This window comes from Aeromicrobium sp. (assembly GCF_014378035.1).
Taxonomy (GTDB): Bacteria; Actinomycetota; Actinomycetes; order Propionibacteriales; family Nocardioidaceae; genus Aeromicrobium.
In genome coordinates, this window is sequence record NZ_JACMOM010000059.1 from 1 (window position 1) to 14,764 (window position 14,764).

Below are 14,764 nucleotides of genomic sequence, written 5' to 3' on the forward strand. Positions count from 1 at the left end.
CCCCAACCAGCCTTCCGCAGGAACGACTCGAGTAGCGGGCCGGCCGTCTGCGAGCCGGATTCACCGTCGTCGACGAAGACCGCGACCGCAAGATCACCGTGCATCGCGATCATCCAGGCGTGCGTGCGGGGCGGGGCGTCGTTGCCGTACTCGGCGGTGCCGGTCTTCGCCGCCACCGGACCACCCGAGAGGTCGGTGAGGAACCGGCCGCTGCCCTCGGTGACGACCGCGCGCATCATGTCCTCGACCTGGGTGGCCTCGGTGCCAGTGAGCGGTGCGGCTGCGGTGGGCACCGACGCGACCTTGCTGTCGGGCAGCAGCACCGGGGTGACACGTCTGCCGTTCGCCAGCGACGCGGCCACGACCGCCATGGCAAGCGGGGAGGCCTCGATGCGGCCCTGCCCGATGACCGAGGCTGCGCGCTCGGTGCCGCTTGCCTTGGTCGGCACGGAGCCGAGGAAGGCCGGGATGCCGAGATCAAGATCCTGTCCGAGTCCCAGTGCCGTGGCGGCCGCGACAAGTCCGCTCTGTGAAGCCTTGCCGCGCGTCGCGATCATGGCGGTGTTGCACGAGTTGGCGATCGCGGTGCGCAGCGTGATGTCGCCCACCGCACTGGCCGGGTAGTCCGAGTAGTTCTTGAACCGTCTGCCGTCGACCGTCAGGGTGTCGGGACAGGAAACCCTGCTCTGCTGGGTGAGGCCGGAACGCAGGAAAGCCAGCGCCGTCACGACCTTGAACGTCGAGCCCGGCGCGTACCTTCCGACCGAGGCCGTGTCGTTGCCCTTGCCGCCGGGGCCGCTCGACAACGCGACGATGTTGCCCGTCGACGGGCGGATCGCGACGATGGCGCTGGCCGGCTTGACGTTGGCGAGGATGTCGTCGGCCGCCCCCTGCAGCGAGACGTCGAGCGTCGTGCGCAGTGGTTTGCCTGTCTTCGGCTCGCTGACGTACAGCGTGCGCGGCGCGACGCCTTCACCGTCGCCGTCAATGACTGCCGACACCGCGATGCCCGGCTCGCCACGCAGGTCGGGGTCGAACCGCTTCTGCAGGCCGGAGAGGCCCACCTGGTCGCCAGCCCGCAGTGCGTTCTTCGAGTCCTTGATGTCTTCGGCCGTTGCGTCACCCACAGATCCGAGAAGCGGCTGCCCGAAGGAGCGCGCCGGTGCGAGCGGCAGCTCCGCGCCGAGCGCGACGGCACCGGGGATGGCGCGGAGATCCGCTTCGCTGATCGGATAGTCGGGCCCCTCCCTGAGCACCAGTCCCTCGACGAAAGCCTGCGCCCCGGCGGCCGCGACCCTCTTGCGATAGGAGTCGACGTCGATGTCGAGCAGCCGCGCCAGTGCGGTCGCCGAGGAGTCGATCGTGTCGGCCTTCGCCCTGGTCTTGTCGATCCCCACCCGCTTCACTGGACGTTCTGTCACCAGCGCCTCGTCATCGGCGCCGAGGATGTCGCCGCGATCGGCTGGAGTAGTTTTCACCGCAAGACGTTCTGACGTCGTGAGCCCGGGCGCGACGACCGACGGTGCCCACGCGACCGTCCAACGGTCGTCGGTGAGGACGAGCTTGGCCTTCGTCTTGTAGGCCCACGTGGTTCGCTCGATCTTCCACTTCACGGACAGGGTCACCGTGGCCCGGTTGTCCTTCTGGCTCACGCCGGCCACGCTCACCGCCGGCTTCACGTCGCCCAACGCTTGCACGATGCGGGTCATGGCCTTCTGGGCGTTGGCGGCACTGGTGTCCATCGGAACCTTCGACACGTCGCGCGCCGACAAAGCCTTGGCCAGCACCCGTGCCGCGTCGTCGGGGTCTGGCCCCGACGAGCTGCAGCCAGCCATCGCACCCATTGAAAGCGCCGCCGCGCCCATCCATGACACCCGCCGGCGTGTAGACACGCCCCCCGACCCGCTGCGTGGCATGAGCGATTCCTTCCTTGCGCCGATGCTGGTTGCCTCTGGCCACAACCTACAGATGTCCGCGGTGCCCCTTCCCCAAGGATCACCGCGGCCGTCTGTGTCGTTGTCGGAGCGGCTCTACTCGTACACCGGCACCGAGATCGTGGAGCCCATCTGCAGGGCAGACGCGTTGGGCAGCGAGTTGAGCTGGACGATGTCGTCGACCGTCCTGCGGATGTCGCCGTTGGGGTTGGCCTCGGCGGCGATCTGCCACAGGGTGAGACCTGGCATGACGGTGACGGTGGAGGTCTGCAGCGGCGTGCCGGTCTGGTCGGTGGCCGCGGTGGACGGGCCGAAAGCCACAGCCAGCACTGCGATGACGGCGATGACGAGAGTGACGACGGCGACCTTGCCGCGAGTTGTCAGCCGAACGCGAGCCGTCCGGACGTCAGTGGCAGCGCCACTGGACACCACGCCATTGGGCACAGCGCGGAGGTGGCGGGTGGGCTGGACCCGGCGGTCGTGGCGGGTACCGGTGCGGTCGAGTGCAATGGTGCTCATGAGTGCCTCCATGGGGAAGTGAGACGGTGAGTATGCATGTGGCGTATTCGAACGAACGCTGTTCTCGATGTCATTCGATGATGCGAACAGGCGTTCGATCGAACACATGTACGACGATAGGGGAAGCCTCCGACAAAAGGAAGCACCAATCGAACATGATTTCGACTGTGACACTTCTTACCGACAGAATCTGCTGCGATGTCGGGGTTTGGAATACCGATATTTCATGATCGGGAGGCGCCGACACGTGTGACGCCATACCGTCGATGTATGCCGAACCGCCGCCGAACTGTTGTCTCCGCGTGGAAGCAGGCGTCCGCCCACCAGGCACCACTCCTTGCTGCCGGCGTGGCGTTCTACACCTTTTTGGCGCTCTTCCCTGCGATGATCGCTGCGATCCTGACCTACGGGCTCCTCGTGTCGCCCGCAACCGTCAACCGCCAGTCCGCCGATCTCACCAGAGCCCTCCCCGCTGACGCTGCATCGATCGTCACCGGGCAGCTCGACGCTCTGACTTCGACGCCAAGCAGGTCGCTGGGGCTCGGCCTCGTCATTGCCATCGTGCTGGCGATCTACGGAGCGTCCGGCGGCGTGGGCAACCTCGTCACCGCGATCAATGCGATGTTCGGGCTGAAGGAGAACCGCGGCTTCATCAAGCTCAAGCTGCTGTCTCTCGGACTCACCGTCGGCGCCATCGTGTTCCTCGCCGTCGTGATCGGGCTTGTCGCCGCCGCACCCGCCGTGTTCGACGTCATCGACATCGTTCCGGGCGTCCGCATCCTGCTGGAGGTTGCGCGGTGGACACTGCTCGTCTCTGCCGTCGTCGTCGCCATCGGGGTGCTGTTCCGGGTGGCGCCCAACCGGACCTCAGACTCCGGGCTCGTGACCAAGGGTGTCGTTGTCGCGAGCATCCTGTGGGTCTTGGTGTCGGTCGGCTTCTCGCTCTACGTCGACAACTTCGGCAGCTATGGCAAGACGTACGGCGCGCTCGCCGGCGTCGTCGTGCTGCTGCTGTGGCTCTGGATCGGCCTGTACGCCATTCTGCTGGGCGCGTCCATCGAGGCCGTCCGGGAAAAAGTCGTGACACCCGACACGATCGAGGAGGATTCTGAGATCGCTGCGTGGCGCACTGAGGCAGCCGACGGTGGCACGGTGCCGGCCGAGGTGGTCGAGGAGCCGGACGTCGAAGCCGAACCTTCGAAGGAGCCCGAGCCTGCCCGGAAGGCCGAACCTGCGCCGGAGCCCGCCGTCGCGAAAAGATCGGTCTTCACACGTTTCCGTGTGCCGTTCCGAAGCCGGCAGGATGCCGACCGCCGCTGACCCCAGCTAGTGCTTGCCGTCCAGCTTGCCCGCCTTGCGCAGCCGGCGGGTACCGATCTTGCGCAACAACGGGTCGGCGCGCATGGCCACCACTGGCGACAGCGAGGCCGACCGGGCGATGACACCCCGCCACGCCGGCAAGGTCCGGTACACGCGCCGCGTGCCGAACATCTCGACGAGCTCGTGCGCCACCTGTGCGGGGGTGAGCAGCACACCGGCCGCGAGCGCGGCCCGCACACCACCACTCGGGTCCATGCTGTCAACCATGGCGGTATCGACCCCGTCGGGGCAGACCGCGTGCACCCGGACCTTGTCAGGATGCAGCTCGGTGGCCAGCGACGTCGCCAGCGACAGAGCGGCGGCCTTCGTGGCGGCATAGACGCTCAAGCCGGGCACGGGAGCATGGGCACTCAGCGAGGCGATGATGCCGATCTCGCCGCCGGACACCCCGCCACCGGACTGCCCACGGAACGTGTCGGCCGCCGCCCGAACCCCCCACATGACGCCGAGCACGTTGACGTCGACCATCGACCTGACCTGGTTGACCGACAGCACCGTCAGGTCGCCCTCGGCCAACACCCCGGCGTTGCACACCCAGGCACCCAGCGGCGCGATCTCGCAAGCGCGCGCTGCCACGTCGCGATTGGCCTCGGGGTCGGTGACGTCGATCCGCAGGCCCAACGACGCCCCGATCTCGGCAGCGGTGGACTCGGCCGCCGACCCGTCGAGATCGGTCACCACGACGAGGTACCCCCGGGCTACCAGCTCGACCGCAACGGCCCTGCCGATGCCGCGCCCTGCACCTGTCACGACGGCCGTGCGGGGGTTCCCGGGCTTCACCAATGGCTTGTTCACCGCCTCAAGATAGGGGCAGACACGCACGACACGCCATCGAACATATGTTTGATTCGAGGTGCCTTCCGGGCTAGTCTTTCCGGCATGAACGACGACCGCAACGCCGACGTCACCGAGCTTCCGGACGGTCCGGCCGACTCCTCCGGGCTCACCACCCGGCAGCGAAAAGTGCTGGAGTTCCTTCGCGACGAGATCGAGATGCGCGGCTATCCGCCCAGCATGCGCGAAATCGGTGCGGCCGTCGGCCTCACCAGCACCTCGTCCGTCGCGCACCAGCTGCGTGCTCTCGAGGCGCTCGGCTACGTCAAGCGCGATCCCAACCGTCCACGTGCCCTCGAGATCTTCCTGCCCGACGTCATGGCGGCACGTCGTTCCATGAGCCACGGGGTGGCAGACAGCGCTGCCGAGGTCGCCTTCGACGAGACCGGCATCGGCGACGCCCTGCCGGCAGCTGTCAACGTGCCCATGGTCGGACGCATCGCCGCGGGTGGGCCGATCCTGGCCGAACAGCGCATCGAAGAGATCTTCCCGCTGCCCAAGTCACTTGTCGGCGACGGCACGCTCTTCCTGCTCGAGGTGTCCGGCGACTCGATGATCGACGCCGCCATCTGCAGCGGCGACTACGTCGTCATCCGTCAGCAGCCCAACGCTGAGAACGGCGAGATCGTCGCTGCCATGCTCGACGGCGAGGCCACGGTCAAGACCTTCCAGCGCAAAGATGGCAAGGTTTGGCTACTGCCCCACAACGACGACTACTCCCCGATCGATGGCACGCACGCCACGATCCTGGGCAAGGTCACCGCGGTCCTGCGCCGTCTCTGACTCAGCCCTGCACATCGGCTGCGCTGAAAGGGTGTACCTGGCGGGCAGCCCAGGCACTGCCGACCATGTCGGCCACGGAGTGGCGCATCGTCCATCCGAGGTCGCGCGCGGCAAGCTCGCCGGATGCCACGATCCGGGCCGGGTCTCCGGGTCTGCGCTCCCCAATCTCGGGCTCGAAGGCGTTGCCAGTGGCGTCGGCCACGGCGTCCATGATCTGGCGTACCGACACGCCGTCGCCACTGCCGAGGTTGTACACAGGCTCGAGGGGCTCCCCGTGCAGCAGCTTCTGCGCCGCGACGACATGGGCGTCGGCCAGGTCGGCGACATGGATGTAGTCGCGGACGCACGTGCCGTCCGGAGTCGGGTAGTCGGCGCCGTTGATGCGCGGGGTGCGGCCTTCGAGCAGAGCCTCGATGATCAGTGGGAAGAGGTTGTGCGGGCTGGTGTCGTACAGATCGGGCACTGCTGAGCCGACCACGTTGAAGTAGCGCAATGACGTGTGATGCAGCGCGAACGCTCGTGCCGCGTCGCGCATCAGCCACTCGCCGACGAGCTTGCTCTCTCCGTAGGGAGACTCCGGTGCCGTGGCCGTCTGCTCCGTCACGGTCTGGACGTCGGGCGTGCCGTACACCGCGGCACTGGAGGAGAACACGATCTTGTCGACGCCGGACTCCTGCATCGCCTGCAGCAGGCTGACGGTGCCCTGCACGTTCTGCTCATATGTGTGCAGCGGGCGGCTGACCGACACCCCGGCGTACTTGAACCCGGCCAGGTGCACCACGGCGTCGACCTCGTGCTCGACCATCGCCTTGGCCACCACCGCCGTGTCGAGGATGTTGCTGTCGACGAAGACGACGCCAGCAGGGACGAACTCCCGGTGCCCGCTCGACAGGTCATCGACCACGAGGCAGTCGAGACCGGCGAGACGGAACGCCCTGACGATGTGCGAGCCGATGTAGCCGGCTCCCCCGGTGATGAGAACAGTCATGCCGACAGCCTGCCAGAGGCTGCTGGCCACCCGTCAGTCGGAGAAGCGGAGAGTGCGCACGTGGCAGCCATGGCCACGCCTGACCGTGATGCTGTGACGACCCTAGCCGGCGGCGTTTGCGGACTCGTCGAGTCGGCGGAGTGCCGCCAGTGCCGTCTCGCGGTCGGTGGTGCGCCACATGTCGGGAAGCGACGCGGCCAGGAATGAGCCGTAGCGGGCCGTGACGATACGCGGGTCGAGGATGGCGACGACGCCCTTGTCGGTCGCGCGCCTGATGAGTCGCCCGGTGCCCTGCGCCAGCAGCAGCGCCGCATGATTGGCCGCGACACTCATGAACCCGTTGCCGCCGCGCTTCTCGACCAGCCGCTGCCGGGCGCTCATCAGGGGGTCGTCGGGGCGTGGGAACGGGATGCGGTCGATGATGACGAGCTGGCAGGTGTCGCCGGGCAGGTCGACCCCCTGCCACAGGCTGAGGGTGCCGAACAGGCACGTCGACGGCTCGGCCGCGAACCGCCGAGCGAGCTCGGGCAGCTGCGCGTCGCCCTGGCACCAGATGTCGATGTCCGGCAGCCGCTCGCGGACCTGCTCGGCCGCCCGCTCTGCACCCCGGCGTGAAGAGAAGAGGCCCAGCGTGCGTCCGCCAGCAGCCTCGATGAGCGTCGCGATCTCGGCGAGCTGCGCCTCCTCCAGACCGTCGCGGCCTGGGGCCGGGAGGTCCGTGGCGACGTAGAGCATCCCTTGGCGGCGGTAGTCGAACGGTGAGCCCACGTCGAGCGAGCTCCACGATCCGTCGCCGGGCGCGAGTCCTACGGAGCGCGCGATGTTGTCGAACCCGCCGCCGAGCTTGAGGGTGGCGCTCGTCATCACCACGGTCTTGTCGGCGAAGAGCTTCTCGCGCAGGCTCACCGACACGTCGATGGGAGCGATGTGCAGCTGTTTGCCGCCCCGGTTGTCGCTCATCCAGAGCACCTCGGTCTCGCCCTTGGTGGCCATGCGCTCCGCGATCTTGCGCACCTCATCGACCATGCCGCGGGCCTGTTGCCGGGCGGCGTCGGGCTCGCCCTTCGTGGTCTCCTTGGGGAATGCCGACAGGCAGGCACGAGCGCTGTCGCGGATCAGCGCCAGGACGTCGAGCATCGAGTCCTGCGGCACGTCGATGCGACCTTCCTCTGTGCGTGCGAGGACGTCGGCGAGGGCGTCGGAGGAGTCGGTGAGGTCGTCGGACTCCTTGCCGTCGAGGTGCGTACGAGCCCGGCGTGCGGCCCTCTCGACGATGACCGGGTCGAGCTCGTCGGTCGATGCCTGCGTGACTCGGGCCGTGAGCTCGTGGGCCTCATCGACGATGACCGCGTCGTACTCCGGCAGCATCGGCACGCCGTCGATGGCGTCGATGGCGAGCAGGGCGTGGTTCGTGACGACGAGCTGGGCGTCCTGGGCGTCCTCGCGGGCCCGCTCGGCGAAGCACTCGAGAGCGTGGGCGCACCGCGACGCCCCGAGACACTCGGGGTGGTTGACGCTGACCTGGCGCCAGGCCCGGTCGGTGTGCGCCGGCGCCGAGTCGCGATCGGCGACGTGGCCAGCGGCGGCCTGCTCCTCAGCCCAGGGGCGCAGCTCGGCGACCTCCGCGCCGGGCGTGCCCTCCGGGATGTCGGCAAGGGTGCCCTGGTCGCGGGGCGCACCCTCGCGGACGCGGTGCAGGCAGGCGTAGTTGCCACGTCCCTTGACGACGGCATGGTGCGGGACGGTGTCCATCGTGGCGCGAGCAGCATCCTTGAGCGCGGGGATGTCGCGCTCGACGAGCTGGTGCTGCAGGTTGAGGGTCGCCGTGGCCACGACGACGCGCTTGCCGTGCAAAAGGCTCGGTACGAGGTAACCGAGCGACTTGCCGGTACCGGTGCCGGCCTGCACCAGCAGGTGCTCGCCGCTCTTGAGAGCGTGCTGCACGGCTTCGGCCATCTCGATCTGACCCGGCCTGTCCTCTCCCCCGACGGCCTCGACGGCGGCATGGAGGACCGCGCGAACATCCGGGGTGGGCATGTCCGAAGGTTATCCGGCCACGACCGGGGGCCCGACCACGACGTCCACAGGCTCAGGACTAAGCGTGCTGCTCAGCGGGACGTGTACGGCTCGAGGGCTCCGGCGAGGTCGCCGTTGACGCGGGCCACGACGTGAGTGCCCTCGGCCTCGTGGTCGAGCGACTCAATCTCGCCCTGTGTGTGGATCTGGTTCAGAAGGTCGCCACGTGCGTACGGCAGCAGGACGTCGATGTGGCTCGCTGGCTGTGGCAGGTCGGCCTCGATGGCGCTGAGGAGCTCGTCGATGCCCTCGCCGGTGAAGGCGCTGACCACCACGGCGTGGGGCTCGCGGACCAGCAGCTGCTTGATCACGAGCGGGTCGGCGACGTCGGCCTTGTTGATCACGATGATCTCAGGGACGTCGAGCGCATCGACGTCGGCGAACACCGCACGCACCGCGGCGATCTGGCCTTCGGGGTCAGGGTCTGAACCGTCGACGACGTGCAGGATCAGGTCGGACTCGGCGACCTCCTCCAGCGTCGAGCGGAACGCCTCGACGAGCTGGTGCGGCAGGTTGCGGACCAGGCCGACGGTGTCGGACAACGTGTACACGCGGCCGTCTGACGTCTGCGTGCGCCGGGTGGTGGGGTCGAGGGTCGCGAACAGCGCGTCCTCGACGAGCACCCCGGCGTCGGTCATGCGGTTGAGGAGGCTCGACTTGCCGGCGTTGGTGTAGCCCGCGATCGACACCGACGGGATCTCGTGGCGCTTGCGGTTGGCCTTCTTGGTGTCGCGGGCCTTGCCGAGCTCCTTGAGCTCACGACGCAGCTTGGTCATCTTCATCTGGATGCGACGACGGTCGGTCTCGAGCTTGGTCTCACCGGGGCCACGACCACCGATTCCCTCGCCGCCGGCGGCCTGGCCACCGGCCTGGCGCGACAGGTTGCCGCCCCAGCCGCGGAGGCGCTGAGTCTGGTACTGCAGTTGGGCGAGCTCGACCTGGGCCTTGCCCTCCTTGGACTTGGCGTGCTGCGCGAAGATGTCGAGGATCAGTGCGGTGCGGTCGACGACCTTGACCTTGCACTTGTCCTCGAGGTTGCGCAGCTGGCTCGGGGCCAGCGCCCCGTCGCAGATGATCGTGTCGGCGCCGGTCGCCTCGACCGCAGCACGGAGGTCCTCGACCTTGCCGGAACCGATGTAGGTGGCGGGGTCTGGCTTCTGGCGGCGCTGGATGAGTGCGTCGAGCACCTCGGAGCCGGCCGTCTCTGCAAGCAGCTTGAGCTCGGCCATCGAGTTCTCGGCGTCGGCAACCGTGCCCTCGGTCCAGACGCCGACGAGGATGACACGCTCGAGCCGAAGCTGACGATATTCGACCTCGGTGATGTCTTCGAGCTCGGTGCGCAAGTTGGCGATGCGACGCAGCGAGTTGCGCTCTTCGAGCTCGAGGCCATCGGTGTCAGGGGTCATGCGATCCAATCCATGGTGCCCCGCGCGACGATCTCGGCGGGGCCGGTGAGGGTGAGGTGGTCGTCAGCCCGCCAGGTCACGTGGACCGTGCCGCCGGGAACGTCGACCCTATACGTGACGGGCTTCTCTGCATCATCGGTGAGGGCCGCCGCAACCGCAACGGCGCAGGCGCCTGTTCCGCAGGAGCGGGTCTCGCCCGAGCCGCGCTCGTGCACGCGCATCGCGACGTGTTGCGGGTCCACACGGACGACGAACTCGATGTTGACGCCTGCCGGGTAGAGAGCTTCGTCGTAGTCGGGCTGCGCCAGGAGCGTGCCAGCGTCAGCGAGCCGCTCGACGAACGCGACGGCGTGCGGGTTGCCGGTGCGAATGTCCTGCGCCGCCCACATGTGGCCATCGGCGCTGACCTTCGTGGCCCCCAGCACCTCGGGCACCCCCATGTCGACGCTGATCGCGTCGCCGTCGAAGGAGATGGTCTTGTCGCCACCCCGGGTGCCGATGACGAACGCAGCGGCCGGGTCGGCGAGCCCCTCCTGCACGAGGTGCAGCGCGAACACCCTGATGCCGTTGCCGCACATCTCGCTGACCGAGCCGTCGGCGTTGCGGTAGTCCATGAACCACTCGCCGGCTGACTGCTCGCCGAGCGCGGACGAGCGAATGACGCGCATCACGCCGTCGGCGCCGATGCCGCGTCGACGGTGGCAGAGTGCGGACACGAAAGACCCCTCCAGCTCGCCGTGGACGGTGCCCTCATGGTCGGGGAGCAGCACGAAGTCATTCTCCGTGCCGTGCCCCTTGACCCATGGAAATGACATGCCTCCAGTCTACCGCCGCCCCCTCATCCCACCCTCGGATGTGAAGGGATTTCGATCACGGGGAGCCGTCGGGTGAACCGGAACCCTTCGAATCTGGGAGGGACCAATGGATGCGCGGGTCCTTCCTGAAGAGGCGGTCCTGACGTCTGGCGAACTTCCTCGTACCGATCACCGTCGCCTCGCGGGCCTCGTCCTCAGTGGTGTCACCTCGGAGGAAGGCCAGGATCTGTTGGTAGCCCAGTGCCCTGTTCGCCGTGAGCCCGTCGTCGAGCCCGATCTTCCGGAGGCGCCGAACCTCATCGACGAATCCGTCGGTCCACATCTGGTCGACGCGCTCGGCGAGACGCCGGTCGAGGACGTCACGCTTGACGTCGATGCCCAGCATGAGGACGTCGGGATAGATCGACTCGTGAGGCGGCATCGTCGCCACGAACGGCTGCCCGGTCAGCTCGATGACCTCGAGCGCGCGCACGATGCGGCGATCGTTGGTGGGCAGGATCTGCGCGGCAGCGGCTGGATCCCGGCGGGCCAGCTCGGCATGCATTGCTGCCGCACCACGCTGCTCCAGCTCGGCCGCCCAATGCTCGCGGACCGTGGGGTCGGTGCCGGGGAACTCGAGTCGGTCGAGCACCGCCCGCACGTAGAGCGCCGACCCCCCGACGAGCACCGGCGTCACCCCACGTGAGTGGCACTCGGCGATGGCGGCCCGTGCCAAGGTCTGGAACTCTGCGACGGTCGCCGTGCCGGTCACGTCGAGGACGTCGAAGAGGTGGTGCGGCACCATGCTTCGGTCGGTCAGGGACGGCTTTGCAGTGCCAATGTCCATGCCGCGATAGAGCTGCATCGAGTCGGCGTTCACGATCTCGGCGGAGCCGATGCGGCGGACCATCTCGAGCGCGAGTGATGACTTGCCAGAAGCCGTCGGGCCGACCACTGCCACGATGCGATCGGCCACAGACATGCTCGAAGTGTCGCAGTACTGTTCGTAGTGACACGGGGGCGGTAGCCGCCCCATCTCACGACACGAGGAGGGAAGACATGGGTTTTCTCGACAAGCTGACGAAAAAGGCTCCTGAGCTCAGGAAGAAGGCCGCAGACCTCGCGGTCAGCCAGAACGACAAGATCGACAAGGGCATCGACAAGGCCGCCGGTCTCGCGAGCAAGGCCACCAAGGGCAAGTACGACGAGAAGATCGGCGGCGCGGCCGACAAGGCCCGCGAGGGCGTCGACAAGATCGCCGAAGGCGGCAAGCAGACCTAGCCAAGCCTCCAGTCGGCGACCCAGTAGCCGACACCGAAGGGCGCCACGTCCACGCGCAGTCGCGCGGTGATGTCGGCGTCCTTCGTCATCTCTCCGAGTGTCCGCAGCGGGCGGCTGCCCGCAGCCCACAACTCGTCGCCGAGGTCGACGTCGAGGGCGGCCAGTGTGCTTGGGTCGCCTCCAGCGAGCGCTTCGGCGATGATCGCGTCGAAGGGCTCGGCCCGATCGTCGAGGTAGCCCGGAGCGGTGATGGCGCGAGTGGCACTGCCGTCGGCCATCACCAGCAATGCCACCCGGCCGTCAGTGTCCGGGGTCCCGGATGAGTAGGTGCGAGGCCCTGACCAGCCGGCTCGGTCCAGCAACCATGCCCCGATCGTCAGGCTCAGGGGCAGGGCGTCGTCTGCTCCCCCGGCCCGCACATTCACGCCGAATCCGCCGAGGGTGCCGCCGGCCGCCTCGTCGCGGTCACCGTCGAGATCACCACCGCCGATCACGACGATCCGGTCAGGACCGACGGTCAGCAGCCCGGCGACCACCTCGTCGCACGCTTCTCTGACCTCGTCCAGCTCACCTGCCGCTCCCCCGCTGATCTCTGGCACCAGCATCGGCGGATGCGGGCAGATTGCCACGGCAAGGATCACCACTTGAGAGTAGTGGAGACTCTTCGGTGTGCTTGTCGGGAGAGCCTGGCCGAGTCGTCACCACGACGCCACTGTCGCCAACGGCAGGGACCGTCCGGCCGTGACACGATGGGGTCGTGATGGAGACCGACGGTCTGCCGGCCTACCCGCCGGCGCGCAACGCCTGGGACTACCCCCCACCACCGATCTCGCCGCGATGGAAGTGGGTCGCGATCGCCGCTGGCTTCCTGAGCCTCGTCGCTGCCACGGCGCTGGTGGCCGTTGCCATTTCCGTGACCAGCAGGGACAACACGGGCCTCATCGAGGACGCACGGCTGCTCGACGCCATCTCACGCGAGTGCGCGATCATGACATTCACCATCGAGTCGACACCCCTGTCAGGAGACGTTCGTCAGCAGGTGGCCATCATCAGGGACCAGGATGCCGCCGTCGCCACGATGGTCGAGGCGATCCGCGAGCTCGACCCCCACGTCCTGGCGGACGACAAGCCGACCGCTGGCTGGCTCGACGACTGGGATCGCCTCGTCGGTGCGCGCGAGACCCTGGCCGCCGGGCTCGAGGAGGACCTCGGTCTCGAGATCGTCATCCCGAAGGACGAGAAAGGACACCCCATCGACGAGCGCATGGACAAGGCTCTGCTTGGCGGCGAGTGCACCGTGCCGGCCGACCTGCTCGACCCCAACCGGGCCAACAACGCCACCATCTGACAGCGCTCAGCCGGGACAACGTCAGCTCGTGGCGGCCGCCTTCTTCTTCTGCTGTTGCTTGAACTCGCGCACCTTGGCGAGTGAGTCGGCATCGACGACGTCTGCCACCGAGCGGTAGCCCTTGCGGCCGTAGTCACCAACCACGATGGTCCACCCGCGCGGCTTGACCCCGAGCTGTTTGGCCAGCAGCGCTGTGAAGATCTTGGCCTTCTGATCGCCGAAGCCCGGCAGCGCCCTGATGCGCCCGATCAGCGCGTCACCTGTGCGCGGCTCGGTCCAGATGCGCGAGGCGTCGCCGTCGTACTCGTCGGCCACCACGCGGGCCAGCTCCTGCAGACGTCCGGCCATCGAGCGCCCGTAACGGTGGACGGCCGGCGGCGTTGCGCACAGGTCGGCGAAGGCCTCGGGGTCGGCATCGGCGATCGCGGCCGGGTCGAGCGTGCCGAACCGGTCAAGCACCTTGGCCGGCCCCGCGAACGCCTGCTCCATGGGAAACTGCTGGTCCAGCATCATGCCTGAAAGGAGTGCAAAAGAGTCATTAGTAAGCAACTCGTCGGCGTGGGGGTCCTGAGCGATCCGAATGGCCATGGTTCCTATTTTGCCGCACGTCGCGCTAGACCGAGGGCGGACCCTCTCCGTGCGCGCGGCGAGCCATCGGGGCCAGCGCGGCCACCGCACCCGCCATTCGTTCGCCAGGATCTCGTTCGCAATCGCTCGCAGATCAGGATTGTCTCCGTCGAAGCCGTTTCGCTCAGCTAGCGAACACAGTCGATCCACGAGAGCGCCTAACTCAAAACTTCCCGTCCGCTCGATCACAACTCGGTAGTCCTTCTCACTCCCCGAGACCGAAAGGCGCTCGCCATCGATTCGGAACAGATCCACGTACTCGCCGTCGAGAACGTCGATGGCCTCCATGTATCCCTCGGCATCCTCGATGCCACTGAAGACGTAGACGTCGCCATCTCTCGTCATCACGAAGATCGTGTCACCAGGTCGCTCCATGGTTAAGAGCTGTGCTGGTCGAGCATCATGCCGACGAGCAGCGCGAACGGGTCATTGCTCAGCACCTCGTCGGCGTGGGTCTGCTGGGCGATCTGGATGGCCATGCCGACCATCGTGCCACCGCGGCCGAGCCCCTAGGAACTCTCGTCGGGCGCAAGAGCGAAGGGTGCGTCGTCCATGACTCCGTCGTGGTCGGAGCCGATGACGTCCGGACGTACGATGGCGGGCCGTTCCGAACCTCCGGCACGACCCGCCATCGTAAGGGTGCTAGTGACGCACAGCGATCTTCTGCAGGTCGAGCCTGCTCGTGCCGGTGCCGTCGTCGGCCTTCTGTGCCCTCCGGAGCGTCGCCGCCGTCGGGTCGGGCTGCGGCAGAGCTGCACACAGCTTGTCGGCCCGTTTGCCCGACTTGCGAGCCG

14 protein-coding genes are annotated in these 14,764 nt (G+C 67.7%); 4 read left to right on the plus strand and 10 right to left on the minus strand.

Features of this window, described 5'->3' with window-relative positions:
• On the minus strand, positions 1 to 1,835 hold a 1,835-nt coding region (locus H7290_RS03215; RefSeq protein WP_290512572.1), incomplete at its 3' end, for a penicillin-binding transpeptidase domain-containing protein.
• A 195-nt stretch (positions 1,836 to 2,030) separates the two neighbouring features.
• Complete coding sequence (locus H7290_RS03220) at positions 2,031 to 2,453, minus strand: LysM domain-containing protein (RefSeq protein ID WP_290512573.1); 423 nt, start codon at positions 2,451 to 2,453, stop codon at positions 2,031 to 2,033.
• Positions 2,454 to 2,723: 270 nt separating this feature from the next.
• On the opposite strand from H7290_RS03220, the gene H7290_RS03225 reads away from it, so the two are divergent.
• Entirely contained in the window at positions 2,724 to 3,773 is a 1,050-nt protein-coding gene (locus H7290_RS03225; RefSeq protein WP_290512574.1) for a YhjD/YihY/BrkB family envelope integrity protein, read from the plus strand.
• 6 nt (positions 3,774 to 3,779) lie between these two features.
• Here the strand turns inward: H7290_RS03225 and H7290_RS03230 are convergent, their stop codons facing one another.
• Positions 3,780 to 4,628, minus strand: coding sequence for an SDR family oxidoreductase (locus H7290_RS03230; protein WP_290512575.1), 849 nt, complete (start codon positions 4,626 to 4,628; stop codon positions 3,780 to 3,782).
• Between the two features lie 84 nt (positions 4,629 to 4,712).
• Here H7290_RS03230 and lexA point away from each other — a divergent pair, with 84 nt between their 5' ends.
• On the plus strand, positions 4,713 to 5,450 hold the full coding sequence (gene lexA / locus H7290_RS03235) for a transcriptional repressor LexA (protein ID WP_290512576.1): 738 nt from the start codon (positions 4,713 to 4,715) through the stop codon (positions 5,448 to 5,450).
• 1 nt (position 5,451) lies between these two features.
• Here the strand turns inward: lexA and galE are convergent, their stop codons facing one another.
• From galE to miaA, 5 genes are all read right to left on the minus strand, one after another.
• Positions 5,452 to 6,438 (minus strand): UDP-glucose 4-epimerase GalE, encoded by a 987-nt coding sequence (galE, locus tag H7290_RS03240; protein WP_290512577.1) that lies wholly within the window; start codon positions 6,436 to 6,438, stop codon positions 5,452 to 5,454.
• A gap of 102 nt (positions 6,439 to 6,540) precedes the next feature.
• Entirely contained in the window at positions 6,541 to 8,475 is a 1,935-nt protein-coding gene (locus tag H7290_RS03245; RefSeq protein WP_290512578.1) for an ATP-dependent DNA helicase, read from the minus strand.
• A 71-nt stretch (positions 8,476 to 8,546) separates the two neighbouring features.
• Complete coding sequence (hflX, locus tag H7290_RS03250) at positions 8,547 to 9,920, minus strand: GTPase HflX (protein WP_290512579.1); 1,374 nt, start codon at positions 9,918 to 9,920, stop codon at positions 8,547 to 8,549.
• Entirely contained in the window at positions 9,917 to 10,735 is an 819-nt protein-coding gene (gene dapF, locus H7290_RS03255) for a diaminopimelate epimerase (protein ID WP_290512580.1), read from the minus strand. The genes hflX and dapF overlap by 4 nt, the downstream gene beginning before the upstream one ends.
• A gap of 55 nt (positions 10,736 to 10,790) precedes the next feature.
• Positions 10,791 to 11,696, minus strand: a complete 906-nt coding sequence (gene miaA, locus H7290_RS03260; RefSeq protein ID WP_290512581.1) for a tRNA (adenosine(37)-N6)-dimethylallyltransferase MiaA — start codon at positions 11,694 to 11,696, stop codon at positions 10,791 to 10,793.
• Positions 11,697 to 11,773: 77 nt separating this feature from the next.
• Between miaA and H7290_RS03265 the strand changes: the two genes are divergently transcribed.
• Positions 11,774 to 11,995, plus strand: coding sequence for an antitoxin (locus H7290_RS03265; RefSeq protein ID WP_290512582.1), 222 nt, complete (start codon positions 11,774 to 11,776; stop codon positions 11,993 to 11,995).
• On the opposite strand, the gene H7290_RS03270 is transcribed toward H7290_RS03265, so the two are convergent.
• A complete protein-coding gene (locus H7290_RS03270) occupies positions 11,992 to 12,636 on the minus strand; it encodes a hypothetical protein (protein ID WP_290512583.1) in 645 nt (214 codons plus the stop codon). The two genes, H7290_RS03265 and H7290_RS03270, sit on opposite strands and share 4 nt — an antisense overlap.
• Positions 12,637 to 12,752: 116 nt before the next feature.
• Here H7290_RS03270 and H7290_RS03275 point away from each other — a divergent pair, with 116 nt between their 5' ends.
• Positions 12,753 to 13,343 carry a hypothetical protein gene (locus H7290_RS03275; RefSeq protein WP_290512584.1) on the plus strand — a complete coding sequence of 197 codons (591 nt, stop codon included), beginning with the start codon at positions 12,753 to 12,755 and terminating at the stop codon, positions 13,341 to 13,343.
• Positions 13,344 to 13,364: 21 nt separating this feature from the next.
• On the opposite strand, the gene H7290_RS03280 is transcribed toward H7290_RS03275, so the two are convergent.
• Complete coding sequence (locus tag H7290_RS03280; protein ID WP_290512585.1) at positions 13,365 to 13,931, minus strand: HhH-GPD-type base excision DNA repair protein; 567 nt, start codon at positions 13,929 to 13,931, stop codon at positions 13,365 to 13,367.
• Between the last annotated feature and the right edge of the window lie 833 nt (positions 13,932 to 14,764).